Origin of the sequence: Nocardiopsis sp. NPDC006938, assembly GCF_042869555.1 — a bacterium.
In the GTDB taxonomy this organism is placed as follows: domain Bacteria; phylum Actinomycetota; class Actinomycetes; order Streptosporangiales; family Streptosporangiaceae; genus Nocardiopsis.
Map to the genome: position 1 here is coordinate 165,914 of NZ_JBIAGA010000007.1, position 26,290 is coordinate 192,203.

At 72.0% G+C, this 26,290-nt stretch carries 25 protein-coding genes; 17 read left to right on the forward strand and 8 right to left on the reverse strand.

The window, feature by feature from the left end:
• Positions 1-85 precede the first annotated feature (85 nt).
• The gene (locus ACFYL4_RS13500) at positions 86-754 is read right to left on the reverse strand and encodes a pyridoxal 5'-phosphate synthase (RefSeq protein ID WP_387518528.1); all 669 of its coding nucleotides are present in this window, start codon (positions 752-754) and stop codon (positions 86-88) included.
• A 134-nt stretch (positions 755-888) separates the two neighbouring features.
• Between ACFYL4_RS13500 and ACFYL4_RS13505 the strand changes: the two genes are divergently transcribed.
• Both ACFYL4_RS13505 and ACFYL4_RS13510 read left to right on the forward strand, forming a co-directional pair.
• Positions 889-1,230, forward strand: coding sequence for a DUF5713 family protein (locus tag ACFYL4_RS13505; RefSeq protein ID WP_387518529.1), 342 nt, complete (start codon positions 889-891; stop codon positions 1,228-1,230).
• A 123-nt stretch (positions 1,231-1,353) separates the two neighbouring features.
• Positions 1,354-2,535, forward strand: coding sequence for an MFS transporter (locus ACFYL4_RS13510; protein ID WP_387518530.1), 1,182 nt, complete (start codon positions 1,354-1,356; stop codon positions 2,533-2,535).
• 77 nt (positions 2,536-2,612) lie between these two features.
• Here ACFYL4_RS13510 and ACFYL4_RS13515 read toward each other — a convergent pair whose 3' ends face one another.
• The 5 genes from ACFYL4_RS13515 to ACFYL4_RS13535 form a co-directional block, all read right to left on the reverse strand.
• Positions 2,613-3,383: a sirohydrochlorin chelatase gene (locus ACFYL4_RS13515; protein ID WP_357764344.1), complete on the reverse strand. Its 771-nt coding sequence runs from the start codon at positions 3,381-3,383 to the stop codon at positions 2,613-2,615.
• On the reverse strand, positions 3,380-4,081 hold the full coding sequence (locus ACFYL4_RS13520) for a phosphoadenylyl-sulfate reductase (RefSeq protein ID WP_387518531.1): 702 nt from the start codon (positions 4,079-4,081) through the stop codon (positions 3,380-3,382). Before ACFYL4_RS13520 ends, ACFYL4_RS13515 begins: the two co-directional genes overlap by 4 nt.
• Positions 4,078-4,284, reverse strand: a complete 207-nt coding sequence (locus ACFYL4_RS13525; RefSeq protein ID WP_357764338.1) for a hypothetical protein — start codon at positions 4,282-4,284, stop codon at positions 4,078-4,080. The genes ACFYL4_RS13520 and ACFYL4_RS13525 overlap by 4 nt, the downstream gene beginning before the upstream one ends.
• Before the next feature lie 96 nt (positions 4,285-4,380).
• Positions 4,381-6,078, reverse strand: coding sequence for a nitrite/sulfite reductase (locus ACFYL4_RS13530; RefSeq protein WP_357764335.1), 1,698 nt, complete (start codon positions 6,076-6,078; stop codon positions 4,381-4,383).
• A 187-nt stretch (positions 6,079-6,265) separates the two neighbouring features.
• On the reverse strand, positions 6,266-6,355 hold the full coding sequence (locus ACFYL4_RS13535; protein ID WP_338042027.1) for a putative leader peptide: 90 nt from the start codon (positions 6,353-6,355) through the stop codon (positions 6,266-6,268).
• Positions 6,356-6,472: 117 nt separating this feature from the next.
• On the opposite strand from ACFYL4_RS13535, the gene ACFYL4_RS13540 reads away from it, so the two are divergent.
• The 5 genes from ACFYL4_RS13540 (at position 6,473) to ACFYL4_RS13560 (ending at position 11,856) form a co-directional block, all read left to right on the forward strand.
• Positions 6,473-7,474: a YihY/virulence factor BrkB family protein gene (locus ACFYL4_RS13540; RefSeq protein ID WP_357764331.1), complete on the forward strand. Its 1,002-nt coding sequence runs from the start codon at positions 6,473-6,475 to the stop codon at positions 7,472-7,474.
• A gap of 115 nt (positions 7,475-7,589) precedes the next feature.
• The gene (locus ACFYL4_RS13545; protein ID WP_387518532.1) at positions 7,590-8,423 is read left to right on the forward strand and encodes a hypothetical protein; all 834 of its coding nucleotides are present in this window, start codon (positions 7,590-7,592) and stop codon (positions 8,421-8,423) included.
• Positions 8,420-9,181 (forward strand): hypothetical protein, encoded by a 762-nt coding sequence (locus ACFYL4_RS13550; RefSeq protein ID WP_387518533.1) that lies wholly within the window; start codon positions 8,420-8,422, stop codon positions 9,179-9,181. The genes ACFYL4_RS13545 and ACFYL4_RS13550 overlap by 4 nt, the downstream gene beginning before the upstream one ends.
• Before the next feature lie 387 nt (positions 9,182-9,568).
• Positions 9,569-11,044: a hypothetical protein gene (locus ACFYL4_RS13555; protein WP_357764322.1), complete on the forward strand. Its 1,476-nt coding sequence runs from the start codon at positions 9,569-9,571 to the stop codon at positions 11,042-11,044.
• Between the two features lie 29 nt (positions 11,045-11,073).
• Positions 11,074-11,856: a hypothetical protein gene (locus ACFYL4_RS13560; protein ID WP_387518534.1), complete on the forward strand. Its 783-nt coding sequence runs from the start codon at positions 11,074-11,076 to the stop codon at positions 11,854-11,856.
• A gap of 90 nt (positions 11,857-11,946) precedes the next feature.
• Here the strand turns inward: ACFYL4_RS13560 and ACFYL4_RS13565 are convergent, their stop codons facing one another.
• On the reverse strand, positions 11,947-13,146 hold the full coding sequence (locus ACFYL4_RS13565; RefSeq protein WP_387518535.1) for an MFS transporter: 1,200 nt from the start codon (positions 13,144-13,146) through the stop codon (positions 11,947-11,949).
• A gap of 340 nt (positions 13,147-13,486) precedes the next feature.
• On the opposite strand from ACFYL4_RS13565, the gene ACFYL4_RS13570 reads away from it, so the two are divergent.
• Together ACFYL4_RS13570 and ACFYL4_RS13575 are read left to right on the forward strand one after the other, a co-directional pair.
• A complete protein-coding gene (locus tag ACFYL4_RS13570; RefSeq protein WP_357764313.1) occupies positions 13,487-14,047 on the forward strand; it encodes a GNAT family N-acetyltransferase in 561 nt (186 codons plus the stop codon).
• A gap of 158 nt (positions 14,048-14,205) precedes the next feature.
• Entirely contained in the window at positions 14,206-15,522 is a 1,317-nt protein-coding gene (locus ACFYL4_RS13575; RefSeq protein WP_357764311.1) for a phosphoribosyltransferase family protein, read from the forward strand.
• Positions 15,523-15,650: 128 nt separating this feature from the next.
• On the opposite strand, the gene ACFYL4_RS13580 is transcribed toward ACFYL4_RS13575, so the two are convergent.
• Entirely contained in the window at positions 15,651-15,950 is a 300-nt protein-coding gene (locus ACFYL4_RS13580; RefSeq protein WP_017588640.1) for a WhiB family transcriptional regulator, read from the reverse strand.
• 834 nt (positions 15,951-16,784) lie between these two features.
• Here ACFYL4_RS13580 and ACFYL4_RS13585 point away from each other — a divergent pair.
• The 8 genes from ACFYL4_RS13585 to ACFYL4_RS13620 all read left to right on the forward strand — a co-directional run bounded on the left by ACFYL4_RS13585 (position 16,785) and on the right by ACFYL4_RS13620 (position 26,154).
• Positions 16,785-17,192: a YccF domain-containing protein gene (locus tag ACFYL4_RS13585; protein ID WP_357764308.1), complete on the forward strand. Its 408-nt coding sequence runs from the start codon at positions 16,785-16,787 to the stop codon at positions 17,190-17,192.
• A 189-nt stretch (positions 17,193-17,381) separates the two neighbouring features.
• Complete coding sequence (locus tag ACFYL4_RS13590; RefSeq protein WP_387518538.1) at positions 17,382-18,731, forward strand: AI-2E family transporter; 1,350 nt, start codon at positions 17,382-17,384, stop codon at positions 18,729-18,731.
• Between the two features lie 266 nt (positions 18,732-18,997).
• On the forward strand, positions 18,998-20,596 hold the full coding sequence (locus tag ACFYL4_RS13595) for an ABC-F family ATP-binding cassette domain-containing protein (protein ID WP_387518540.1): 1,599 nt from the start codon (positions 18,998-19,000) through the stop codon (positions 20,594-20,596).
• Between the two features lie 281 nt (positions 20,597-20,877).
• Positions 20,878-21,084, forward strand: coding sequence for a helix-turn-helix domain-containing protein (locus tag ACFYL4_RS13600; protein ID WP_357764302.1), 207 nt, complete (start codon positions 20,878-20,880; stop codon positions 21,082-21,084).
• Positions 21,085-21,154: 70 nt separating this feature from the next.
• Positions 21,155-21,997, forward strand: a complete 843-nt coding sequence (locus ACFYL4_RS13605; RefSeq protein ID WP_387518542.1) for an enoyl-CoA hydratase/isomerase family protein — start codon at positions 21,155-21,157, stop codon at positions 21,995-21,997.
• A 344-nt stretch (positions 21,998-22,341) separates the two neighbouring features.
• Positions 22,342-23,988, forward strand: coding sequence for a DEAD/DEAH box helicase (locus tag ACFYL4_RS13610; RefSeq protein ID WP_387518544.1), 1,647 nt, complete (start codon positions 22,342-22,344; stop codon positions 23,986-23,988).
• A gap of 184 nt (positions 23,989-24,172) precedes the next feature.
• Positions 24,173-25,762 (forward strand): alanine/glycine:cation symporter family protein, encoded by a 1,590-nt coding sequence (locus ACFYL4_RS13615; protein ID WP_387518545.1) that lies wholly within the window; start codon positions 24,173-24,175, stop codon positions 25,760-25,762.
• A gap of 92 nt (positions 25,763-25,854) precedes the next feature.
• Positions 25,855-26,154: a hypothetical protein gene (locus tag ACFYL4_RS13620; RefSeq protein WP_387518546.1), complete on the forward strand. Its 300-nt coding sequence runs from the start codon at positions 25,855-25,857 to the stop codon at positions 26,152-26,154.
• The last annotated feature ends 136 nt before the right edge of the window (positions 26,155-26,290 follow it).

Sequence of the window (26,290 nt, forward strand, 5' to 3'; positions counted from 1 at the left end):
GGTTCGGTAACGCCGCCGCAACACTTCGGGCCGGTGTGCGCCGGTGCCCGCGCCCACCGGGTCCGCGCCCGCCCCGGTGCGCGGGTCACGGCCACAGGAGCCCGCGCTCCCACGGTGCGCCGGTGTCCCGGCGCCGGTAGCGCAGGCGCGTGTGGCGCCGGTCCGGGTCCGCCTGCCAGAACTCGACCTCGGTGGGCACCAGCCGGTACAGGCCCCAGTCGTCGGGCACCAGTCCGGGGTCGGCCTCCAACCGGGCACGGCTCTCCTCGGCGGTCGCGTGGACGGTCTCCAGAGAGTCCAGGGGCTGGCTCTGGCGACCGTGCAGACCCGCCACCCGGCCCTCCAGGGGACGCGCGGAGAAGTCGGCGGCGCGCTCGCGGGCTCCCGCCAGCTCCACGGGGCCGCGCAGCCGCACCTGGCGGCCCTGTGGCCCCCAGAAGAAGAGGAGCGCGGCCCGGGGGTTCTCGGCGAGCTCGCGGCCCTTGACCGAGGACGTGGTGGTCGCGAAGGACCAGCCCTCGTCGGTGAGGTCCTTCAGGATGAGCACACGCGCGGACGGCGCCCCGTCGGCGCCCGCCGTGGCCAGCGTCATCGCGTGCGGCTCGGGCACCCCTGCCGCGATCGCCTCGCCCAGCCACTCCACGAACAGCTCCACCGGGTCGTCCGGCGCGGTGGCGGGGTCGAAGGCGGCCAGCGGGCCCGCGAAGACCCGCAGCCCGCGCAGCATGTCCCGGATACCCTCACGCTCGGCCATCCACTTCTCCGTCCACTCGGTCCGGGCCCCGAAGCTACCCCCGAAACGTCGGTGCGGTCCAGCAGTATGGGCCGTGCCGATCCCACAGCCCCACCCCCACCCCCACCCCCATCCCCATCCCCGAGGAGAAGACCATGGGCCACCACGCCACCGGACCCGACTCCGACGCCCTGCTCGCCGACATGCGGTCCGACCCCTACTTCCCCGCCCACCTCGTCGAGCGCGGCCGGGCGATCCTGCTGGCCCTGTGCGCCCGGATCGAGGCCGACCGCCCGGCCGACCTCGCGGAGCTCTACGTCCTCACCCACGCGGCCACCGAGGAGTTCAACTCCTTGGAGGAGGAGTTCGACGCCGCCGGAAGCGAGATCGAGACCGTGGCCAGAGAGGACATCGGCGGCTCCTTCTGGCTGGTCGCGGCCGCATACGGCTTCACCGACGCCGACCCCGAGGAGCTCGTCGCGCCCCGGGACTGGTGACCGGGGGCGCCCCGCCCGGTTTCGCACCGAACGTCCCCCGGTACGATGCGCGGGCCGTGGCGGTCCGGACCCGTCACGGGATGCGAACGGCGGGTGCGCACCGGGCCCGCGACGAGGGGGAACATGGCTGACGCGGCACCGACCGGACACACACGGTGGCTGTGGGGCCTGTTGGGCAGCGTGGTCCTCACCCACACCGCCCTCAACCTGGTGCGTCCCCTCATCTCCTACCGCACCATCGCGGTGGGCGGCGACGCCGTCGAGATCGGCCTGGTCACCGCCGCCTACGCCCTGCTCCCACTGGTCGTCGCGGTCTCCCTGGGACGCTTCACCGACCGCGCGCCCCGGATCGCCTGGCTCGCGGGGCTCGGCTCGGTCGTCCTGGCCGCGGGCAGCCTCCTCCTGGCCGCGTCCGGGGGGTTGGTCGGGCTGGCCCTGGCCAGCACGGTCGTGGGGGTGGGGCACCTGCTGTGCATGGTCGCGGCCCAGGCCCTCATCGCCCGCTACTCGCGCCTCGAACACCTGGACCGCGATTTCGGCTGGTTCACCGCCGCGGCCTCCCTCGGGCAGCTCGCCGGACCCCTGGTCTCCGGTGCCCTGCTCGCGGACGCCTCCGGCGCGGAACTGCTCTCCGCCACCTCCACCGCGCTGCTGTTGGCCGGGGCGGTGGCCGCCCTGGGCGTCCTGCCGCTGATCCCGCTGGCCCGGCTGCGCCCGCTGCGGCGCACCGCCGAGGAGCGGGCCGCGCCCCCGGTGCCCACGCGCGACCTCCTGCGTCGCCCCGGGATGCCCTCCGCCCTGTTCACCAGCCTCGCGCTGCTGACCGCGGTGGACATCCTGACCGCCTACCTGCCGCTCATCGCCGAGAGCCGGGGGCTGTCGCCGATGCTCGTCGGGGTGTTGCTGAGTCTGCGCGCCGGGGCCTCCCTGCTCTCCCGTCTCACCCTGCCGTGGATGCGGCGGCGGTGGTCGCGCAGGGTCCTGGTGACCACCAGCACCTCCGTGGCCGCCGCCGCGCTCGTCCTGGTGGCGCTGCCGGCGGGCGGGTTCGCCACCCTGGCGGCGGTACTCCTGGTGGGCGGGTTCCTGCTCGGCCTGGGGCAGCCCCTGACCATGGCCCAGGTCACCACCCTGGCCCCGGACGGCGCCCGTGGGGCGGCGCTGGCCCTGCGGATCTGGGGCAACCGTCTCGGGCAGGTCGCCGTCCCGGCCGCCGCGGCCGGGGTCGCGGGAGCGGTGGGCGCCCCGGGCGCGCTGCTGTTCTCCGCCGCGATCCTGCTCGCCGCGGCCGTCACTGCGGCCTGACCGCGCACGCGGGCCGACCGCGGCCGGGACGGGCCAGAGGCGGGCGGCCACCGGGACCGCCCGCCTCCTGGGAGGCCTCACACGGGGGCCCGCCAGGCCGCCACCGCCGCGTCGTAGCGCTCCCACACCACGTGGGCGAGCTCGGGCGCGTCCCCGAGCGCGTCGACGACCACCGAGGCCCCGGCCGCCACCGACTGCGCCCGCACCCGGTCGGAGAAGAACCCGGGGGCCAACAGGTAGCCGCTGACCGCCACCCGGCGGTGGCCGCGCGCGAGCAGGTCCCGCACCGCATCGCCCGGGGTCGGCTCGGCCGCCGAGGCGTAGGCCGCCACGACCTCGCCCCAGGGGCCCCGCTCGGCCAGTTCGCGGGTCATCGAGGCGATCACCGCGTTGGCCCCGGCATCACTCGACCCCGCCGACGCCAGCACCAGCGCCGTGTCCGGATCGGCGCGTGCCCCGGCCTCGGCCAGCCGCCGTTCCACCGCGTCGAGCAGCAGCGGGTGCGGACCCAGCGTGTCCGCGTAGCCCAGACGCAGCCAGGGGCCCCGTGCGCGGGCCCGGTCGAGGACCGAGGGCAGGTCCACCTTGCTGTGGAAGGCGGCCGTGAGCAGGGCGGGCAGGACCACCGCCGCGCCGGCGCCGCCCGAGGCCAGCCCTTCCAGGGCCTCCTCGACCCCGGGGGCCGCGTGGTCCAGGAAGGCCACCCGCACGTCCCGGCCGGGCCTCAGGGCGCGCACCCGGTCGAAGAGGGCGGTGACCGCCCGCGCCGACCTCGGGTCGCGGCTCCCGTGCGCCACGGCCAGCAGCGGCACCGAGACGCCCGGTCGGGGCCCCGTCGCCGCGCTCATACGTGGATTCCGCACTCGGTCTTGCCGGTCCCCGCCCACCGGCCGCTTCGAGGGTCCTCGCCCGGAGCCACCCGGCGGGTGCACGGCTCGCATCCGATCGAGGGGTAGCCGTCGTACTGGAGCGGGTTCACCATCACCCCGTGCTCGGCCATGTAGGCGTCCACGTCGTCCCGGGTCCACCGGGCGATGGGATTGACCTTGGTCATCCGCCGCCGTCGGTCCCACTGCACGACCGGGGTGTCGCGGCGGGTCGGCGAGTCCTCCCGGCGCAGCCCCGTCAGCCACGCCGAGTACGGCTCCAGCGCCCGCCGGAGGGGCTCCACCTTGCGCAGGTGGCAGCAGATCCCGGGGTCGCGTCCGTGCAGCCGGGGGCCCAGGGCCAGGTCCTGCTCGACCACGGTCCGCGAGGGCTCCACGTTGATCAGGTTGATGTCGTAGACGGAGGCCACGGCGTCACGGGTGCCGATGGTCTCGGGGAAGTGGTACCCGGTGTCCAGGAAGATCACGTCGATCCCGGGCGCGGCCCTGGACGCGAGGTCCACCATGAGCGCGTCCGCCATGGAGGACGTCATGCAGAGCTGGGAGCCGAAGGTCCGGGCGGCCCACGCGATGATCTCCGGGGCCGAGGCCTCCTCCAGCTCGCGCGCGGCCCGTTCGGCCAGCTCCGGTCCGCCCGTCGTGGTGATGGTGGCGTTCATTCGTTGCCTTCCGTCGGTCTGGAGGGGGCTCCGCCCGCGGAGAACGAGGCGGAGCGCAGGCCCACGTACTTCACCCGGAACACCCGGGCGCACGACAGGCACGCCCAGGGGTAGCCCTCTCCCCTGACGGCGGCACCCTCTTCGGGCACCAGGTCTTCGTCGCCGCAGTAGGGGCAGTAGTAGGGTGCGGCCCTCTCGGACACGGCACACCCCTTTCTTCCGGTCGACCCGGCCCCGGGGTACGGGGGCCGGGCGGGCCCGGGCGGCGCACCGCCCGGGCCCTGGGTGTCAGGTGGTCGCTACTTCAGGTCCGCGTCGTCGGCGCGGCCCGCCCAGGCGGCGAAGGTCTCGCCGTCCTCGCGCTGGGCCCGGAAGCGCCGAAGGACCCGCTCGACGTAGTCCGGCAGGTCGTCGGCCGTGGTCTTCAGACCGCGGATCTTCTTGCCGAAGGCCTGAGTCAGTCCCATGCCGCCGCCGAGGTGGATCTGGTAGCCCTCCACCTGCTCGCCCCGGTCGTTCATGACCAGCTGGCCCTTGAGACCGATGTCGGCGACCTGGATGCGCGCGCAGGAGTTCGGGCACCCGTTGACGTTGATGGTCACCGGTTCCTCGAAGTCCGGGAGCCGCTTCTCCAGCTCGTCGATGAGCGTCGCGGCGCGGTCCTTGGTCTCCACGATCGCCAGCTTGCAGAACTCGATGCCGGTGCACGCCATCGTCTGGCGGCGGAACACGCTCGGATGGACCTGGAAGTCCTCGGCCTCCAGCGCGGCCGTGATCGACGGGACCCGCGCCTCCTCGACGTCGAGGACGACCAGCTTCTGGTCGGCCGTCGTGCGGATGCGGTCCGACCCGTGCTCCTCGGCGATCTCCGCCACCCGCAGGAGTGAGGTGCCCGAGACCCTCCCCACCCGGGGGGCGAAACCCACGGAGAAGCGGCCGTCGCGCTGGCGGCGCACGCCCACGTGGTCGCGGCGCACCCCCGGGTCCAGCACCGGTTCGGGGCCGTCGGGCAGCGCGTAGCCGAGGTACTCCCGCTCCAGGACCTCCCGGAACCGCTCCGGCCCCCACTCCTTGATCAGGAACTTGATCCGGGCCCGGGTGCGCAGGCGGCGGAAGCCGTAGTCGCGGAAGATCCCGCAGACCCCGGCCCACACCTCGCTCACCTGGTCCGGGCGCACGAACGTGCCCAGACGCTGGGCGAACATCGGGTTGGTGGACAGCCCGCCGCCCACGAACAGGTCGTACCCGGCCTCACCCGACGCGTTTCGCACCCCCACGAACGCCACGTCGTTGATCTCGTGGTTCACGCAGTGCACGCTGCACCCGGACAGCGACGTCTTGAACTTGCGGGGCAGGTTCGAGAAGAGCGGGCTGCCGATGTGCTCGGTGTAGATCTGCTCGATCTGCTCCGAGGGGTCCAGGACCTCGTCCTCGGCCACCCCCGCCAGGGGGCACCCCAGGATCACGCGCGGGGTGTCGCCACAGGCCTCCGTCGTGGACAGGCCCACCGACTCCAGCTTCTCCCAGATCGCGGGCACGTCCTCCACACGAATCCAGTGGTACTGCACGTTCTGCCGGTCGGTGATGTCGGCGGTGTCGCGTCCGTGGTCGCGGGAGATCTCCGCGACCGCGCGCAGCTGCGCGGCGGTCAGCTGGCCGCCGTCGATGCGCACGCGCAGCATGAAGTACCGGTCGTCGAGCTCCTCGGGCTCCAGCACGGCGGTCTTGCCGCCGTCGATGCCGGGGGCGCGCTGGGTGTAGAGCCCGAACCAGCGGAAGCGCCCGCGCAGGTCGGCCGGGTCGATCGAGTCGAACCCGCCCTTGGCGTAGACGTTGATGATCCGGTCGCGGACGTTGAGCCCGTCGTCGTTCTTCTTGTTCTCCTCGTTCTTGTTCAGCGGTTCGCGGTAGCCGAGGGCCCACTGGCCCTCGCCACGGCGACGCCGGGGGGCGGCTCCCGTGGGGGATGTGCCGGGCTGCGCGGAAGAGGGAGGCATCGCGGGTGTCTCCGTTGGGGTCGCGGGGTGCTCACGGACCCGGCGCCCGCACCACAGGCCCGTGGACACCGCACGTCGTCGTGGCGGGTGTCACGGGTGGAATCCGTGTGTGGGAGTTCGCGAGAGGGGGGAGCGCCGGGGCCGCGCGCACCCCTGAGTCACGGGTGCGTCAAAAGGCGGCGAGAAGTTATCCGACGCTGCAACAGATGGCGCTGCTGACCCGCAGGAAGTCCACGTGGCGGCGCACGCGGAGCATGGGGTCGAGAACAGCGTTCATACCTCGAGAATGTCACGGGGGTCCGGGCCTTGTCCAGGCGGGCCGGAGGGGCTCCGATGTGAGTCACGTCATGCTCCCGGTGTCCCGGTCGTGCCGCGGAGCGCTAACGTTCTCCCTGTGGTGGGATTCTGGGAGGGCCTGTGGCGTATGGTCGACGCCTGGCAGCGCCGTCGTCCCGTCGTTCACAACGCCGTGCTGCTCGTCGCGCGCACCGTCCGCGCCCTCTCCCGTGAACGGGTGGTGGGTCTGGCCGCGGAGTCGGCCTTCTTCGCCCTGATCTCCCTGCCCGCCCTGCTCCTGTGCCTGCTGGGCGCCCTGGGGCCGCTGGCGATGGTGTTCGGCCAGGGCCTCGTGGAGGAGATCCGCGAGTGGCTGCTGGACCTGGCGGCACGCATCCTCACACCCGCCACCGTCGAGAGCGTGGTGGAACCCCTGGTGGACGACTTCCTCGGCGGCGTGCCGGGCGGGGTCCTCTCGGTGACCTTCCTGGTCTCCCTGTGGTCGGGTTCGCGGGCGATGAACGTGTTCATCCGCTCCATCACCATCTCCTACGGTCTGGACGAGCTGCGCGGGTGGCTGTGGCAGCGGGTACTGGCCTTCTTCGCCTACCTGGGAGGGCTGCTGTTCGCCGTCGTGGTGCTGCCGGTGATGGTGGCCGGTCCCGACATCGTCCACGAGCTGCTGCCGCTCACGGTGGGGCGCCTCAACCTGTTCTACTGGCCGCTGGTGGGTCTGCTCGTGACGGCGGCGGTGACGCTGCTGTACGCGCTCAGCGTCCCCGTGCGGACCCCGCTCCGACGTCACCTTCCGGGGGCGCTCCTGGCCACCCTGGTGCTCCTGGCCGGTTCCGCGGGGCTGCGGGCCTACCTGGACGCCTCCTTCGGCCAGGTGTCCATCTACGGGTCGCTGTCCGCCCCCATCGCGATCCTGGCCTGGCTGTACGTGATGGCCATCGCGGTGCTGGTGGGGTCCTCGCTCAACTCCGAGATCGACGCCCTGTGGCCGACGGTGCGTACCGCCGCCGCCCGCGCGGAGCTCGCCAACCGCCGCTTCGAGCGGGCCGACCGGCTCGCCCAGCGCCGCGAACAGGCGGTCATCGACACGCTGAACAGCCGCTGACAGGAAACGGCCAGAGGGGTCGAGGTGTCCGGAAGTTCGGTATTTTCGACGTGTCCGGTGGAGGGCCGCGAACCCGTCGCCCCGAGCCCGGGCGCCATCCCCCGAAAGGCCCTCAGTGCCCTCCCCCTCCGGGTCCCCGCACCCCACGGCGACGCGTCTGGCCGTCGCGGCCGGCATGGCCGCCGTGCTCGGCCAGTCCCTCTGGTTCACGCTCACCACGGGCCACCCCCTTCGCGAGGGGTCCGCGTTCCACCTCCTCGCCCTGGTCCTCGTCGTCCTGTGCGTCCTCGGCGCGGCGGCCCTGCCCCGTCGTCCCGGCGCGGGGGAGGGGCTGCCCCCGCTCCTCGTCTGGTCGGCGTGGCCGCTGGCCGCCGTCTCCACGCTGGTGGTGCTGTCCGAGCCCGGGCTCCTCCCGTGGCTGTGGCCGATCCTTCCTCTTCCGCTGAGCGCGCTGGCGCTGGTCCTGCTCGCCACCCTGGCCCACGTGCGTCCGTCGCGCGCCCGGCTCGCTCCGCGCCGGTCGAGCCCCTCGCAGAGCCTCTCCGTGGGGGCCACGGGCCTGGCCCTGGTGAGCCTCGTCCTGTACGTGGTCCTCACCAACACGGGGCTGAGCCGGACCTGGTTCGTCCTCCTCCTGCTCGTCCTGGTCGCGGTCCTCCTGGTGGCAGGCGTCCTCCAGACGGTCGTCCCGCTCCCGTCGGACCGGTCCGACGCGCGGACGGGACCGCCGACGGCGAGCGGGCCCCTCGTGGGCGTGTCCTGGGCGATGTCGGTGGTGTCGGCGCTGCCCTTCGCGCTGGTCCTCGCCGGTTCCGGGGACCCGCGCGTGTGGTGGCCGCTCGGTCTGTTCCCGTTGGCGGCCCTGGCGCTCGCGGCCCTGGGCCACCGCGCCCACCTCCGGGAGCGCGTCGGCGCACCGGCTCCCCTTCCCCGGAACGAGGTTCGATGAGACTCTCCTCCGTCCTCCTGCTCGGCGTCATGCTCTCCCTCGGGGCGGCGCTCTTCCTCGGGTTCTGGGGCGCCCCCTTCCCCGTCGTCCAGTACTTCGGCTTCCTGCTCGGTGGGGTGTGCCTGTTCCTGACCCGGCTGGCACTACTGGTCTCCCCGGCGGAGTTCGAACGGGAGCGCCGGGCCGCCCCCGAACTCCACCGCCTGGTCCTGGGTGTCCTGCCGCACGTCGTGTGCGCGCCGCTCCTGTCGGTCGCCGTGGTCGTCATGGTCTGGCGCGGCTCCTGGGAGGTGGGTTTCCTCCTCCTCTTCGTCCTGCCCCTGTACGCCCTCGCGGTCGCCTGCCAGGTGCGCGAGTCCCGGGAGGCGCCCCTGCCCGGACCGGGGCCGATGGTCGTCGGCTGGGGAGCCCCCGTGGTGCCGCCGCCGGGCTGGTCCGTGCTGAGCCTGGGCTTCCCCACCCAGCGCAAGTCGGGTCTGAACCGGCTGAACCCCCGGTTCCAGGTGGACGGCGAGAGCGTCGTGAGCCTGGCGGCGGGGCAGTGGGCGACGGTGGCCCTCCCGCCGGGGCGCCACCGTGTCCGCGCGGTCATGTCGCTGCAACGCTCGGCGCCGCTGGAGGTGGTCCTGCGTCCGGGTGAGAGCGCGCACGTCGACCTGAGCTACCGTCCCCTGCCAGCGGGGAGCGAGTGGTGGCGGACCCTGGAGCTCTCCCGGGCCGACGTCAACGATCCACGGCGGTACGTTCCGCGCGTGTGAGCGGCGGACCACGGAGCGGGGCGGGAATCGGTCTGGCCGGATGCGGCCAATTTCGGCGTGAACCTGATCGCCTTTTTGGGTGTCCTCTCCATCGTCAGCACGTCTTTCCAACGGCCTTGTTCTTCCGCCCACGTGCGTTGTGGCTGGTCAGCCTGGTGGTGTCCGTGGGTGCGGGGTGGGAGCGGGGCCGTTGTCCGAATCCTCGATGATGGAACGGAGTGAACATCCTCTGAGACGGTCAGTATCATCACGTGCAGCATTGACTACTCGTGTGCCGTTTGACCCCCGCCTGCGGACCCCGTCGCGCCGCGATCGACCGTCATCGCTGATCGTCCCCCTGCTCCCGTACACGAACAGGTTCACGTTCCCCATGCCTTCGGAGGCACCATGAGCCGGGCGTCCCGTCCGGAGCACCCCCGGCCCACCGCAGTCATCGTCATCGCGCCCGACGAGCGCAGCGCGGAGATCGTCATCGAGGGACAGCGCCAGGTCGTGACCGGCTTGGCCCCCAAGGAGACGCGCCGCGCCGCGCTGGACGTCGCCACCGGCTACGCGGCCCACATCGGGCAGCCGGTGCTCGTCGACGCCCGCGACGCCAACGGTTACTGGCGTCTGGTCGCGACCCCCTCGGGCGTCGTCCAGGCGGCGGACCAGGCGATGACGGACCGGTCCCAACAGCCCGACCCGGGCGGACCCTCCGGCCCGGCCCCGCCACGGCCTCAGGAGGACCGGAAGAAGGGCGGTGCGGGCCGCAAGGTCCTCATCGGGGGAGCGGTCGCGCTCACCCTGCTGCTCGTCGCGGGCGGCGGGATGGTCGTCACCCACATCATGCTGGGCGGAGCCGCGCCTTCGGCGGAGGAGGAAGAGGAACCCGACGCCACCGGCGTCCCCCTGGAGTTCCCGCCCCCGCCGGGCTACGCGGACACCGTCGACTTCAGCGAGGAGCTGGCTCCGGAGACCCAGCCCGGGATCAGCCGTGACGGCGCGTACCTGGCCTACGTCGATCCCGGCGACCGGCTCAACGTCCTCGGCTCCGAGGGCTCCCGGGAGTGGTCCGTGGAACTGCCCTTCGAGGCGGGCAACGGGCTCGGCGCCCCCCGCTTCGTGCAGTACGGCGGCGAGGACAGCGTCGTGATGGAGACCGCCGACACCCTGTGGTTCTGGCCGGTCGCGGGAGGGAGCCCCACCAGCATCACCCTCCCCGAGTCCGGTGTCGCCCGGTACGCGGGCGACTCCGTCCTGGTCCGCACCGTCGACTCCGCCTATCTGCCCATCGACGGCGAGCTGGCCGAGTTCGAGGCTCCGGGACTCTCGGAACCGATGCTCGCGGCGGGCGACCGGGCCCTGACGGCCGTGGTCAACGGCCCCTGGCAGTGGGTCGAACCCGGCGGGGACGAGGAGGACGTCCACGCCGAGAGCCCGCACGGCGCCGGTGACATGGAGGGCGTCGTCACCGCTCTGCGCGAGTACGTCATCGTCCGCTGGGAGGCGGAGGGAGGCGACGGCTCGCTCCTGGCCTTCCACGACCGCGAGGACGGCGCCGTGCTCGGCGCGGCGGAGATCGAGGAGGACGCCCTGGAGGGGGTCAGCCACCTCTCCGCGCCGTTCGGTACCGAACTGGTCGCCTACGGGCCGGTGCTGTTCTCCCCCGCCACCGGTGAGACTGCCGTGGTCCCGGGCTTCACTCCGGAGATCACGGTCGGCTCCCAGGTCTTCGGCGACCTGGACGGCGAACGGGTGGCGTTGGACGCCGCCGGCGAGCCGTCCGAGGTTCCCCGGGACGCACAGACTCCGCGCGGTCTTCTCGGCGACCGCGCGGTGGTGGTCGACGACGACCACCTGTATGCCATCCCCCCTGAGTAAACAGTTCGCAAGCGAAAGAGAGGAGTGGGATGTCCCTTAAGAAGCGGGTCTTCACCGTCACCGCAGCCGGCCTTTTCATGGCTGGCTTCTCGGTGGCGCCGGCCTTCGCGGCCGAGACCGCGGATGAGACCGTCCCCGATGTCACGCCCGAGGCCGCCCCCGTGGTGGCCCAGCAGTCGGCCCCTGCCCCCGCCGCTGCTCCCGCCCCCGCCGCGGCCCCCGTGGTCGAGGTCGCTCCGATCGTGGAGCAGGCCTTCGAAGAGGTCACGGCCCTGCCGATGCACCTCGACCTGCCGCCGATCTTCCCGCCGCCAGGTGATGACGACGGTGAGGACCCGGGCGGAGAGGACCCCGACCCCGAGGTGCCCGAGGTCCCTGAGGTCCCTGAGGTGCCCGAGGTCCCTGAGGTGCCCGAGGTGCCCGAGGTCCCTGAGGTGCCCGAGGTGCCCGAGGTCCCTGAGGTGCCCGAGACTCCGGAAACCCCCGAGACCCCGGAGAACCCCGGCGGTCCCGGTGGTCCTGAGACTCCGGAGAACCCCGGTGGTCCCGGTGGTCCTGAGACTCCGGAGAACCCGGACCTCGGTTCCGGCCCCGGCGACAACAGCCAGCCGCCCAACACCAACGCTCCCGGCGGCAAGTCCCCCGGCAGCAAGACCCCCAGCGGTCCGGCCCCCGCCGCTGGTGACACCGGCGGCGAGCTCGCCGCCACGGGTATCGACATGTCGGGCTTCGTGCTCGGCGGCGCCGTCGTGGCCGGTATCGGTGCCCTGGCCCTGTGGGCTGGGAGCCGCCGTCCGGGCATGGCCGAGTAGTACCGTGTCCGTCGCCGCCTCCGGGCGGCTCTGACACCCGGGGGCCCCGCCCGCCGATCTCCATCGGTGGGCGGGGCCCCTCTCCTTTCCTCAGGAGCGCGGGCGCAGCGCGGAGGCCAGCAGGAACGCCGCCACCCCCGCCGCGGCGATCGCCCAGAGCGCGCTGCCGAGCGTCAGCGTGTCGGCCAGGTACCCCACGAGCGGAGGGAAGGCCAGGAATCCGGCCCGGCCCAGCCAGCCCACCACCGTCACGCCGTCACCGGTGCGTACCCCGGGGATGTTTCCGGCGGCGGCCAGGGCCAGCGGGAACAGTGTGGACACGCCGAGCCCCATCACGCCGAACCCGATGACGGTGGTCACCGGGTGCGGAAGCAGCAGGGCGAAGGCCAGTCCTCCGGCGGAGAGCAGACCGCTGGCGTGGCCCACCGCCACCGCGCCGAACCGGTCGGTCACCCGGTCGCCGACCAGGCGGCCCACCGTCATCATGGCCTGGCACGCCACGAACGGCATGGCGGCGAGGAACAGCGGAGCGCCCAGTTCGGTGCTCATGTACACGGCGCCCCAGGACGCGGCGGAGTCCTCGATGCCTCCGGCGGCCATGAGCAGCACGCCCAGCATCACCAGCAGCAGGACGCTCCGGGCGGGGACGCGGGCCCGACTGCCGTCGTGGCCGTTGACGCCGTCCGCGCGCTCGCTGTTCTCCGGCCCGGGCAACAACATGCGGCTGATCGCGACGTTGACCACGACGAGCACGGCCGTCACCCCGGCCAGGTGCCACAGGATCGGCACGCCGGAACCGGCCATGACCGCCCCGAGCAGGCCGCCGGAGACCGCCGCCAAGCTCCACACCGCGTGGAAGGTGTTGATAATGCTCCGCCGGTAGCGGCGCTGGACGCGCAGGCCGTGGGAGTTCTGCGCCGAGTCGGTCCAGGCGTCGGCGGAGCCCATCACGAACAGCGCGGCGGCGAGCATCCACCAGTTCTGGGCCAGAGCGATGAAGGGAAGCGCTCCCAGTGAGATCAGGCTCGTCCCGACGGCGGTCCTCCCGCTGCCGAACCAGTGGATCAGGGGACCCGCGAGCATGCCGGTCAGGATCGCCCCGAACGGCATCGCCGCGATCGCCAGCCCCAGCTCGGCGTTGGTCAGCCCCAGGGAGTCCTTGATCACCGGCAGCCACGGCACGGCGTTCGTGTAGGTGAACCCGTTGACGAAGAACAGGGTGGACACCGCGACCCTGGCACGCCTGGCCTCGGGCGGGGGTTCGGTGGACGGGACGGTCTGCGGGTGCAAGGAGGGCTCCAAGGGTCGTGGCGGTGCGTGCGGATGCTATCCGGGGGGCGGTTCCGGTGGACAGCCTTTTCTCGGGTGCCGGGCAGCCGGGCTTGCCATGCGACCCGGAGCCGTTTTACATAGGGGGTCCGCCCTCGTCAACGTGGAACCTCGGAGGTCACACCCGCTCCCCGGCTCCCTCCCCGCACTCCGGTCCCCAACCGACTCCCCGACCCGACCACAGGCCCCTGACACCGGCCAGCCCCCGCGGCCCGCTCCCGCGTTGGCGCCCCTGCCCGCTGACTCCCTCGTACCGGGACGCGCCGTGCCCCGACCGTCCCGGCCGGAACCGGAAGATCACATGATCAGAACGAGCGCGCTGCGAGACACGCCCACGCTGAACGGGAAGAGCGTACGACTGGTCCCCCTCGGCCCCGAACACACCGACGCCTACTTCGCGGCGGGCCTCGACGAGGAGGTCCGCAGACTCACCGGCGCGCACGGCCACATCACCTACGAACAGGCCCGTCAGTGGTGCGAGAGCCGCGGGGGTCGCTCGGACCGGATGGACCTGGCGATCGTCGCGCCCGAGGACGGCCGCTACCTCGGTGAGCTGTCCGTCTACGCGGTCTCCCCGGAGAACGAGACGGCCGGGTACCGCATCGCCCTGTCCGCGATGGAGTTCGCGGGGCGGGGCCTGGGGCGGGAGGCCACCCAGCTGGTCGTGGAGTACGCCTTCGAACGGATCGGTCTGCACCGCCTCTGGCTGTACGTCTACGCCTTCAACATGCGCGCCATCGCGGTCTACCGTTCCTGCGGCTTCTACGTCGAAGGGCGCCTGCGCGACGCCCTCCTGTGGGAGGGGCGGCGCCACGACGCCCTGCTCATGGCGGTTCTACGAGGCGGTCGGCGGGGGCGCTGACCTCGGTCTCCCGGAGGACGCGGGCGCTCATTTTGCCCCGCTTCGGGGTTGTGACCCGTGGGGGGCGGGGTATGCCGGTAGCACTGTTCCAGCGGCTCACTCCACACTTTCCGGAAGGAGCGGCGCGGGGGCTCCGCGGTCCCGGCGCCGGTGAGGACATGAACCCGGTACCCGTCTCACTTCCGTTCACCGACCGTTCCGAGGCGGGGCGACGCCTCGCGGAGCGGGTACGTCCCCACGCCGTCAACGACCCGATCGTGCTCGCCCTGGCGCGTGGTGGTGTGCCGGTCGGGGCGGAGCTCGCCGAGCGCCTGGACGCCGACTTCGACGTTCTGGTCGTCCGCAAGATCGGTCTGCCCGGTCATCCCGAGACCGGAGTGGGGGCGATCGCCGAGGACGGACAGATCCTCTACGACGACCTCGCGCTGGCCCGGATGCGGGTCCCGCGCCAGGCGCTGTCCGGCACGGTGGAGTCCGAACGGGACGAACTCGACCGCAGGCGCCGCGCCTACCGGGGGAAACGCCCCTTCCCTGACGTGGCCGGGCGCGACTGCGTGGTCGTCGACGACGGGGTCGCCACCGGCGGCACCGCCCGGGCGGCCCTGCGCATGCTGCGTCAGGCGGGTCCGGCGCGGTTGGTCCTGGCCGTTCCCGTCGCGGCCCCGGAGGCACTGGAGGCGCTGCGGGAGGACGCCGACGACCTGGTGGTGCTGACCGCACCGGAGAACTTCCAGGCGGTGGGGGAGTGGTACCGCGAATTCGACCAGCTCTCCGACAGCGACGTCGTCTCCATCCTGTCCGAGCGCGAACGCCTCCGACGCGGGGAGGAGGTCCCCCGGGCCGTGCGCGTGCGCGCGGGGCGGGTCCTCCTGGACGGCGAACTCACCGTGCCGTCGGCGCCGCGCGGGGCGGTGGTGATGGCCTTCGGCGACGGGTACGGCGACCCCCGGTGGCGTGCTGGCGCCTCGGCACTGCGCCGCTCGGGCTACGCGACCCTGCTGCTGGACGTGCTGACAGCTGAGGAGCGGGCCGCCCGGGGCGGGGACGGCGGTACGGAGACCGATCCGGGGGCTCTGGGGGAGCGGCTGGGCGCGGCGGTCTCGTGGGTGCGCGGTTCCACCGAAGCGGCCGAGGGTCCCGTGGGTCTGCTGGGCTCGGGGGAGGCGGCGTCGGCCGCGCTCGTGACGGCGGCCGAGCACCCGCGGGACGTGGCGGCGGTGGTGGTCCACGGAGGTCGCGCCGACCTGGCGGAGCCGCACCTGTCCTCGGTGCGCGCGCCGACCCTGATCCTGTTGGAGAGCGGGGACTCCTTCGTCCGTGAACTGGGTGAGTGGACACGGGGGCGGCTCGGCGGTCCCTCCGAGCTCAGGGTGGTGTCCGGGCCCGAGGGTCTGCTGAGGGGCGACCCGGGGTGGCGGCGGGTCACGGCGGACGCGCTCGACTGGTTCGACCGGCACCTGCCGGGCGGCGGGTGAGCGATCGCGGTTCGGGGGCGGCCGTCGAGACGGGAAAACCCGCGGCGCCCTCGACGTACTACGTCGGGGCGCCGCGGGTTATCGGGGCCGGGGCCAGCGGGAGAGAGATCCGCTCGGCGGAAGGACGCTCAGGCGGCGTTGGCGCGGCGCATGCGGCGACGGCGCTCGGAGGCGCGCTCGTCCTCGTTCAGGCCGCCCCAGGTTCCGTACTTCTCCGGACGCGAGATCGCGTAGTCCAGACAGTCGGTCCGAACCGGGCAGGCCGCACAGATCTCCTTGGCCTTGCGCTCGCGAATCTCCCGCTCCGGCTGGCGCTCGCCATCCGGGCCGAAGAAGAGCACAAGGTCCTCGCCCCGGCACGCGGCGGCATCCTGCCACCCCCAGCTCGGGCGGGGGCGCAGCGCGGCCTGCCGACGTACCTGAGACATGCTTGAACCACCTCTACTGAAATCACTAGTAAGCTGTCTGAAAAAGCTGCAGTCACCAAAAGTTGGTCATGCGGCGTGAGGCACCCCGCAAGACGCGAACGTCGAGCGGTGTTGGCGTTGTTCCCCGGTGTGGCTGAGACCACGAGAAGCGCCATCACAGAGGCGATGCCTGCCGATGAAGGGGTGCTCTCACGCGAACGGCCGCGGAGGCGGTGACAGTCTCCGTCTGTGCCGGTACGTAATCATGCCATCCCCACTCCCGATCCTGCACGGGGGGTGGGGAAATTGCTCATCCAACCGTTACCGAAACCTGATGCTTGGCGTCCGGTCTCTGGTTGTCTGTCGGATTTTGTCGCAAACCGCAAGATCTACCGCCTTGCGAAGGACACAGCACATCGTATGGTGCGATGTCCCTCCTGCCTAGGGGGTCCTCCTGATGCGCCGATCACATTGCGGTCTACCCGCGCTCGCGAGATTGGGTGTGACCGTATGTCCTCACGCAGCGCGACGGCGTTCGGAGGCCGAACTCCCGTGCCAGTAGGCTCGGTCCGTCGCCCGGTGCCCCGTGGCGCACCCTCCCCCCGCTCCCTCCTCCACACCCGGCCCGGCTCGCCCCCCGGCCCGGCTTCGCCCGTCGGCGGACCGGCCCCGGGGCGCGTGCCGTCCCTTAGGGGAAGGATCAGGGGAACCGGGGAGGAACAGGTCATGGTGCGCCCGCGTCCCAGACGATAGAAAACAGGGTGCGCCTCCTCTTCCGCCCTCCTCGGCGGAAAACGCGCACCACCCGCTCACGGGACCGGACCATCACGGGACCGAACCAAGGAGACGAACACCGTGGCCCTCTTGAGGCTCATCCTGAACATCATCTGGCTCTTCGTCGCCGGATTCTGGCTGGCGGTCGGCTACGTCGTCGCCGGGCTCATCTGCTGCCTCCTGATCGTCACCATCCCGTTCGGTGTCGCGTCCTTCCGCATGGCCAGCTACGCGATCTGGCCCTTCGGCCGCGACCTCGTGCGCAAGCCCGGCTCGGGCGGCGGCACCACGGTCATGAACGTCATCTGGCTGATCGTCGCGGGCTGGTGGCTGACCATCGGCCACATCACCACCGCGCTGGCCCTGGCGGTCACCATCATCGGCATCCCGATGGCGTGGGCCTCGCTCAAGATGATCCCCGTGGCGCTGGCACCGTTCGGCAACGAGATCGTGCGCGCCGGTCACCCCCGCGAGCCCTGGCAGTTCTGATCCGACCGGGCTCGCGGGCCCGTGCGAGCCGGCCGGTCCCGAGGACCGGCCGGCGTCATCGTGACCGGTGGAACCAGAACGCCCGCCGGAGCATCTCCCTGACATCCCCTCCCACATCCCCCGCACCAGTGTCACCACCGGTCGCCGCGCGAGCGGTCACCCGTGGAAACCCCAGAGATCGGAGTCCATGTGCAAGCCCAGCGGCCGGGAGTGTGGGCGCTCCTGAACAAGTGGCTCGTCGCCCGCAGAGCCCGCGCCGAGCGCCTCGCCCAACTGGAGGAGCGGGAGAAGGCGGCCGAAGCCGAACCCGAGGTGGTCGAGGAACCCGCCCCCGAACCCGAGGACGTCGGCGCGGGCGACCTGTTGCGGGTGGTCAGCGACGTCGCCTGGCGGATGCTCATCATCGGCGTGGTGGCGGGCCTGCTCGTCTACGCCGTCATCTACCTCTCTGTCGTCACCCTCCCGGTGATCATCGCGGTGTTCATCACCGCGCTGCTCATGCCGCTGGCCAACTGGCTCCGGCGCAAGGGGCTCGGGCGGGGTTCGTCCACCGCCATCGCGGTCCTGACCGCCCTGGTCGTTCTCGGCGGCGTCATCACGATGATCATCCAGCCCGCGGTCCAGGGCTTCGACGGGATGATCGCCAGCGTCTCCAGCGCGCTCACCGGCCTCCAGGAGCTCCAGCTCGAACTCCCCTTCGGGCTGGAGGCGGACCCCGCCTTCCTCACCAACGCGTTCACCAACGCCTGGGACCAGGTCCAGGGCATGATCACCGACAACACCCAGGAGCTGGTCAACGGCGCCTGGACCGCCGGTGCCGCGGTCCTGCAGATCCTGATCAGCCTGGTGCTGGTCATCGCCCTCACCGTGTACTTCGTGCACTCGGGTGACAAGCTGGTCGACTGGTTCGTCACGCTGCTGCCGCCCAAGTCCCGCCCGGGCCTGCGGCACGCCAGCGGGGTCGCCTACGGGGTGATGGGGCGCTACGTGCGGGGCGTGGCGATGGTCGGCGTCATCGACGCCGTCGGCATCGGGATCTTCCTCCTCATCTTCCTCGACATGAACCTCGCCATCCCGCTGATCGTGCTCACCTTCGTCGGCGCCTTCCTCCCGGTCATCGGCGCCTTCCTCACCGGTCTGCTGGCCGCCCTCGTGGCCCTGGTCGCCGAGGGCTGGGTGGTCGCCCTGATCATCGTGGTGGCGGTCGTGGTGGTCCAGCAGGCGGAGAGCAGCATCTTCGCCCCCCGGATCTACGGACAGGCCCTGGAACTGCCCTCGCCCATCGTCCTGATCTCCATCACGGCGGGCGGCATCCTGGGCAACATCCCGGGCATGTTCCTGGCCACCCCGGTCGCGGCGGTGCTGGCCGCCCTGTTGCGCAACCGCCCGCCCGTCCAGCACGGGGAGGAGGCGGACGGGGATGCCGAGTCCGCCTCGGAGCCGTCAGCGGAGAAGGACACCGCGGTCGTCGCGGCGGCTCCCGCCCCGGATCACCCCTCGGGCCAGGGCCCGCGTGGGGAGGACCAGCCCCGGGAGTGACGCGGCCCCGCGCCCCTCGCGGGAATGCGTCGCGCCCCCGGCCCCGTTGTGTGGGTCGGGGGCGCACCCGTGTCCGGATCGCGCCGTGAGGAAAACGCCTCGCGCCGCCCCCGCTCCTTGCCGTTAGGCTGGGTCGGCCGGTCCCGAGGACACGTCCGCCGCCGCCCCGTCGCGGCGCCACCGCCGAACCAGCCCCTTCGGGGGCGGTGCCGCGCGTGTCCCGACCGCCCCGAACCCGCCGGACCACCTTTGAGGATGCCCCACCCATGTTGATCGCCACCGACCTCGAACTGCGCGTCGGACCTCGACTCCTGCTGGAGCCGACGACCTTCCGTGTCGCCGCGGGGGACCGGATCGGACTGGTGGGCCGCAACGGTGCGGGCAAGACCACCATGACCAAGGTGCTCGCGGGCGAGGGGCTGCCCACCGGCGGCACGGTCACCAGCTCCGGCAGCATCGGCTACCTCCCGCAGGACCCGCGCACCGGCGACCTCGACGTGATCGCCAAGGACCGGGTCCTGTCCGCGCGCGGGATCGACGAGGCCCTGAACGGTCTGCGCGAGGCCGAGAAGAAGATGGCCAGCGACCACGAGAAGACCCGTAACAAGGGCGTGCGCCAGTACGCCCGCTGGGAGGAGCGCCTCCACGTGCTGGGCGGGTACGCCGCCGAGTCCGAGGCCGCCGCGATCGCCTCCAGCCTGGGTCTGCCGGACAAGGTCCTGTCCCAGCCGCTGCACACGCTCTCCGGTGGTCAGCGCCGCCGGATCGAGCTGGCCCGCATCCTGTTCAGCGGCGCGGACACCCTGCTTTTGGACGAGCCCACCAACCACCTGGACGCCGACTCCATCGTCTGGCTGCGCGACTTCCTCAAGCACCACCAGGGCGGGCTCATCGTGATCAGCCACGATGTGGAACTGGTCGAGCACGTGGTCAACAAGGTGTTCTACCTGGACGCCAACCGGAGCACCATCGACATCTACAACATGGGCTGGAAGCTGTACCTGTCCCAGCGCGAGGCCGACGAGCGCCGCCGCCGCAGGGAGCTGGCCAACGCCGAGAAGCAGGCGGACACCCTGCGCAAGCAGGCGGACCGGTTCCGGGCCAAGGCCTCCAAAGCACGGGCGGCGCAGCAGATGCTCAACCGCGCGGACAAGCTGCTGGACGGGGTCGCGGGGGTGCGCCAGTCCGACAAGGTCGCCAAGCTGCGCTTCCCGGACCCGGCGCCCAGTGGCCGCACGCCGCTGATGGCCGAGGGGCTGTCCAAGTCCTACGGTTCGCTGGAGATCTTCGCGGGCGTGGACCTGGCCATCGACAGGGGCAGCCGGGTGGTCATCCTGGGCCTGAACGGCGCGGGCAAGACGACCCTGCTGCGACTCCTCGGCGGCGTCGAGGAACCGGACACCGGCGAGGTCGTCCCGGGGCACGGCCTCAAGCTCGGCTACTACGCACAGGAACACGAGACCCTGGACGTGGACCGGAGCGTGCTGGAGAACATGATGAGCGCGGCCCCGGACCTGCCCGAGGTCGAGGCGCGCAAGACCCTGGGGTCGTTCCTGTTCACCGGTGACGACGTGAGCAAGCCCGCGGGTGTGCTCTCCGGCGGGGAGAAGACCCGGCTGGCCCTGGCGACCCTGGTGGTCTCCAGCGCCAACGTGCTGTTGCTCGACGAGCCCACGAACAACCTGGACCCGGCCAGCCGTGGGGAGATCCTGGCGGCCCTGCGCAACTACAAGGGCGCGATCGTCCTCGTGACGCACGACGAGGGCGCGGTGGCGGCCCTCCAGCCCGAGCGCGTCATCATGCTGCCCGACGGTGTCGAGGACGTGTGGAACGCCGACTTCGAGGACCTCATCGCGCTCGCCTGACCCGCCGGCCCGCCGCGTCTCCCGGGGGACCCCGGCCCGTGGACGGGCCGGGGTCCCGCGTGCGTCGGACGGGCCCGTACGGGCGATGCGCGCGCCCCGGTGGACGTCCGGAATCGCGGGAGGTTCACATCACCACGTTTCGGCCCTGGTTTGCACCTTTCCGAAACCCGCGCCGTCCGGCGTGCCGCCGATCGAATGTGGCGGCGTGTGAGCGGGATGTCCGATCATGGCTGTGGTTCCGGACGGCGGGAAGGACCGCCTCCGTGGAAGGGGAGAGATCTGTGAGTGACGCGTTGAGGAAGGGCACCCGGGTGTCGGGGGAGGACCGCTCCGAACTGGCCGCACGGCTCAGGAGCCGCTACGACGAGGGTGAGAGCATCCGTAGCCTGGCCGCCGCGACCGGCCGTTCCTACGGCTTCGTCCACCGCCTGCTGAGCGAGGCCGGGGTGGAGCTGCGCGGGCGCGGGGGAGCGACACGCAAGGCCTGATCCCAGTGGTGAGGATGGGTTACCGGCGAGTAGGGTCGATCCACTGACACCCCACGCGACGGAGGAACCCATGGCACAGGACCCGCAAGCACCCGCAGGACGGGACCTGCCCACCGAGGAGGAGCTGGGCCGGGCCGGTCTGCGGCTCGCGGTGGAGGGAGCGGTGGCCCGCGTCACGATCAGCCGCCCCGAGCGCCGCAACGCAATGACCGGGCGCACCTGGACCACCCTGGCCCACATCGGCCAGGCACTCCCCGACGATGTCCGAATTGTCGTCATCGCCGGTGAGGGGGACATCTTCTCCGCCGGGATCGACCTCAACATGTTCACCCCCGAGGGCGTCGACGGCGAACGCTCCATCGTCGCCGGGCTCGCCGACGGTTCCGCCGACGAGGCCGACCTGGACGCCTACATCAGCGAACTCCAGCAGGGCTTCCTCTGGCTGCGCCGCCCCGACCTGGTCACCATCGCGGCGGTACGCGGTCACGCCATCGGCGCCGGGTTCCAGCTGGCGCTCTCCTGCGACCTGCGCATCCTCGCCGACGACGCCCGGTTCTGCATGAAGGAGCCCGCCCTGGGGCTGGTCCCGGACCTCACCGGGACCAAGCCCCTGGTGGACATCGTCGGCGTGCACCGCGCCACCGAGATCTGCCTGACCGCGCGCAAGGTGGGCGCCGAGGAGGCCCGCGAACTCGGCCTGGCCACCCTCGTCGTCGGCGTCGACGAGCTCGACGGGGCCGTGAACGACGCCGTCGCCGCGCTGCTGGCGACCAACCCCGACGCCGCCGTCGCGACCAAGGCGCTCCTCCTGCAGGCCCCCGGCAACACCCTCGACGAGCAGTGCGCCGCCGAGCGCGCCGCGCAGGTGGAGCGGCTCACCGCCCTCGCCGCGGCCATGGCCCCGAAGGCCTGACCGGCCCGGGGACGGGGCGGGAGAGACCGGTATCACCGGTGAAAAACCCCCATCCCGTCCCCGCTTCCGGAGGATCTCTAGTACGCTGCTGCAAGCGGTCGATGAATGCCGCGCGCATCCGAGCGCGCCGGGCCGCCAAGACGCGGAGAGCGTGTCGGCACCGGTCGACATCACTCTTGACCCGAAGAGCACACGAGCCCACACAGATCGGGCCGCTTCCGCGTGTGATCAGGCGCGTTTGTGTGATTTCTTCGCTGGGTCCGCTGTGACCGTGTGGAGCCTTCCTCGAAACGCTGCCAAACGATGAGGAAGGTACACGTCACTTGACGACGGACACTGCCGTAATGCCCGCTTTCGACAGCCTGGGGCTTCCCAAGGACATCGTCGACGAGCTGGCCAAGAACGGTGTGACCAACCCGTTCCCGATCCAGGCCGCGACCATCCCCGACGCCATCGAGGGCCGTGACGTCCTCGGCTGCGGGCGCACCGGATCGGGCAAGACCCTGGCCTTCGGCCTGCCGGTCCTGATGCGCTGCGCCGAGCGCCGCGCCGCCGCCAACCGCCCCCGGGCCCTGATCCTGGTCCCGACCCGCGAGCTCGCCCACCAGGTGCGCGACGCCCTGCGCATCTACGCCCGCGTCCTGGGTGTCAAGGTCGGCGACGTCGTCGGCGGCAGCTCCTACACCCGACAGATCAACGAGCTCCGACGCGGTGTCGACCTGTTGGTCGCCACCCCCGGCCGCCTCACCGACCTCATCGACCAGGGCGCCTGCGACCTGGGCGACGTCGAGATCTCGGTGCTGGACGAGGCCGACCAGATGTGCGACATGGGATTCATGCCGCAGGTCAGCGAGCTCCTCGACCAGGTGCGCCCCGACGGCCAGACCCTGCTGTTCTCCGCCACCCTCGACGGTGACGTGGACAAGCTGGTCCGCCGCTACATGAAGGACCCGCGCACCCACTCCGTGGACCCGCCGGTCTCGCAGGTCACCACCATGGAGCACCACCTGCTCAAGGTGCTGCCCCGCGACAAGAACAAGATCGTCGCCCAGATCGCCGCGCGCGACGGCCGCACCATCCTGTTCGTGCGCAGCAAGTACCGCGCCGACACCATCAGCGAACAGCTGATCGAGGCGGGCGTGCCCTGCGCCTCGCTGCACGGCGGCAAGACCCAGAGCGTGCGCACCCGCACCCTGGCCAAGTTCCGTGAGGGCAAGATCCAGGCCCTGGTCGCCACCGACGTCGCCGCTCGCGGCATCCACGTCGACGGCATCGACCTGGTCGTCAACATCGACCTCCCGACCGGGCACAAGGACTACCTGCACCGTGGCGGGCGCACCGCCCGCGCCGGTTCCTCGGGCGCCGTGGTCTCCCTGGTCGCTCCCAACCAGCGCCGCATGGCCCGCCGCCTGCTCAGCGACGCGGGCGTCGACGCCAAGCAGCACCTGGTCAACCCCGGCGACGAGCTGCTCTCCGAGGTGACCGGTGCCAAGGAGCCCAGCTGGGAGCCGTGGATCGAGCCGCCGGAGCCGGTCCGTGAGCGTCGCGGCCGTGGCGGCCCCCGCCGTGGCGGTTACCGTGGCGGCGGCGGTGGCGGTTACCGCGGTGGCGGTGGCGGCGGCTACCGGGGTGGCGGCGGTTACCGTGGCGGCGACTCGCGCGGCGAGGGCGGCGGCGGTTACCGCGACCGTGACTCGCGCGGTGAGGGCGGCGGTTACCGTGGCGGCGACCGCCGCAACGACCGTGGCGAGGGCGGCTACCGTGACCGCGACTCCCGTGGCGAGGGCGGCTACCGGGGTGGCGGCGGCTACCGCGGCGGCGACTCGCGTGGTGAGGGCGGCTACCGGGGTGGCGGTGAGGGCGGCGGTTACCGTGGCGGCGACCGTCGCGGCGGTGGCGGTTACCGTGGCGGGGACTCCCGCGGCGGTTACCGTGGCGGCCCGCGTCGCAACGACCGCAACGACCGCTACGACTCCGCCTCCCAGCACTAGGTTTCGGCGCTAGCGAGGCACCCGGGGCGGGTCCGACCACTGGTCGGGCCCGCCTCGTCATGGTTTACGGTCCTTTACCACCCCATCGCGTGTCCCAGGCGGCCGCGGCCCCTTCCCAAGTGGACAGTTGGCCGGAAAACCCCGATGCCGAACGCGGGGCCGTACACCGCTCGAAGGGGAACGAGTGACCGTTCTCAACAACGCCCTGGTCGCCCTCAACGACTTCTTCTGGACCTTCTTCCTCATCCCGCTCCTGGTGATCCTGGCCGTCTACTTCACCGTGCGCTCCGGGTTCGTCCAGATCCGTCTCCTGCCGGAGATGTTCCGCGTCATGCGGAGCAGCCCGGGGACGGCCCCCGACGGAGGGCGGGAGATCTCGGCGTTCCAGGCCTTCGCCCTCTCTGCCGCCTCCCGGGTGGGGACCGGCAACATCGTCGGCGTCACGCTGGCGATCATGCTGGGCGGCCCCGGCGCGGTGTTCTGGATGTGGCTGATGGCCGGGGTCCTGGGCGCGGCCTCGTTCGTGGAGTCCACCCTCGCCCAGCTGTACAAGGTGCGGACCAGCACCGGCTTCCGGGGCGGTCCGGCCTACTACATGCTCTACGGCCTCGAACGCCGCTGGATGGGCGTGCTCTTCGCGGTCATCATCACCGTCACCTTCAGCCTGGTGTTCAACTCGGTCCAGGCCAACGGCATCACGGGGGCGATCGGAACCTCCGTCGGGGAGTTCGGCGTCCCCACCGGCTTCTGGTTCGACGCGGTGATCGGCGTCGGACTGGCCGCCCTGACCGGTGCGGTGATCTTCGGTGGTGTGCGGCGCATCGCCCACGTCGCCCAGGGGCTGGTGCCCCTCATGGCGATCCTCTACATCCTCCTGGGCGTCGCCGTGGTCATCGTCAACATCGACGAGGTGCCCGGTGTCGTCGGCACGATCTTCGCCCACGCCTTCGGCCTGCGGGAGGTGGCGGCGGGCGGCGTCGGAACGGCGGTCCTGTGGGGCATGCGGCGCGGCATGTTCTCCAACGAGGCCGGCCTGGGATCGGCCCCCAACGCCGGCGCCACCGCCTCGGTCTCCCACCCGGCCAAGCAGGGGCTCGTCCAGACCCTGGGCGTGTACTTCGACACCTGGCTGGTCTGCTCGGTGACCGCGTTCATCGTGCTCCTCTACAGCACCGAGTTCGCTCCGGGACAGGAGCCGATCGTGGTCGCGCAGATGGCGCTCCAGAGCTCGCTCGGCGGCTGGGCGATCCACGCGCTCACCGTCATCCTGTTCCTGCTCGCGTGGACCTCGCTGCTGGGCAACTACTACTACGGCGAGTCCAACCTCCAGTTCCTGGACGCCGACGACCGGCACCTGAGCTACTTCCGCGCCGCCGTTCTGGCCTCCATCTTCATCGGCTGTGTGGCGCCGCTGACCGTGGTGTGGAACCTCGCGGACATCGCCATGGGCGTGATGGCCACCGTGAACCTGTTGGCCATCGCCCCGCTGTCGACGGTCGCCTTCCGCCTGTTGCGCGACTACAGCGGTCAGCTCCGCAACGGGCTGGACCCGCAGTTCACCCTGGCCAAGATGCCCGACCTGAGGAACGTGCACTGCTGGGGCGAGTCCGGCGGCCCGCTGCCGGAGGAGGTCGAGCTGGGGGAGGGCTCCGCGCCGAGCGACGCGGAGCCGCAGGAGGAGCCGGGCTCCGGTGGCGAGGGGTTGCATGGCCCGGACGGGGACCACGGGGACGACCGGTCCGACGGCGCGGGCTCCGAGGGGGACCGGGGCTGACACCCGGCGCCGAGGGACACCCGGACGTGGCCTGTTCCGGTGCTCGCCTGATACCGTTCGCCGGACCCTGTCCGGCGAACCGAGGTGGCCCCGTGCGATCCGACGACGACTCCCTACCGCTCTCCGACCTGCCGAGGTCCCGTCTGGGGGAGGAGGAGGTCGTCGACCGCGACATCCTCGCGGACCTCGTGCGGGACGCGATCGGCGTGCTGTCCGGGCTCAGGCACGAGGAACTGGCCAAGGAGGTCCCGGACCCGGCGGTGGTCGAGCGGATCACCGAACGCAAGCGGAGGTTCGCCGCGGCCCTGAGCTCCCGGGCCTTCGGCGCGTCCGCCGAAGCGGACCGGCTGCGGGACGAGTGCCTCGAGCTGATCCGCGGCGGGACTCCCTAGCGCTCCCGGGCCCGGGGAGCGCGGTGGTCGGGTCGGAGCCCCGGGACTCGCTCACGGCCGGCCGGATGCACAGGCCGACGAGGACCGGGACCCGGACAGCGGTCCACAGGATCGGATCGGGCGTACAAACGAAAAT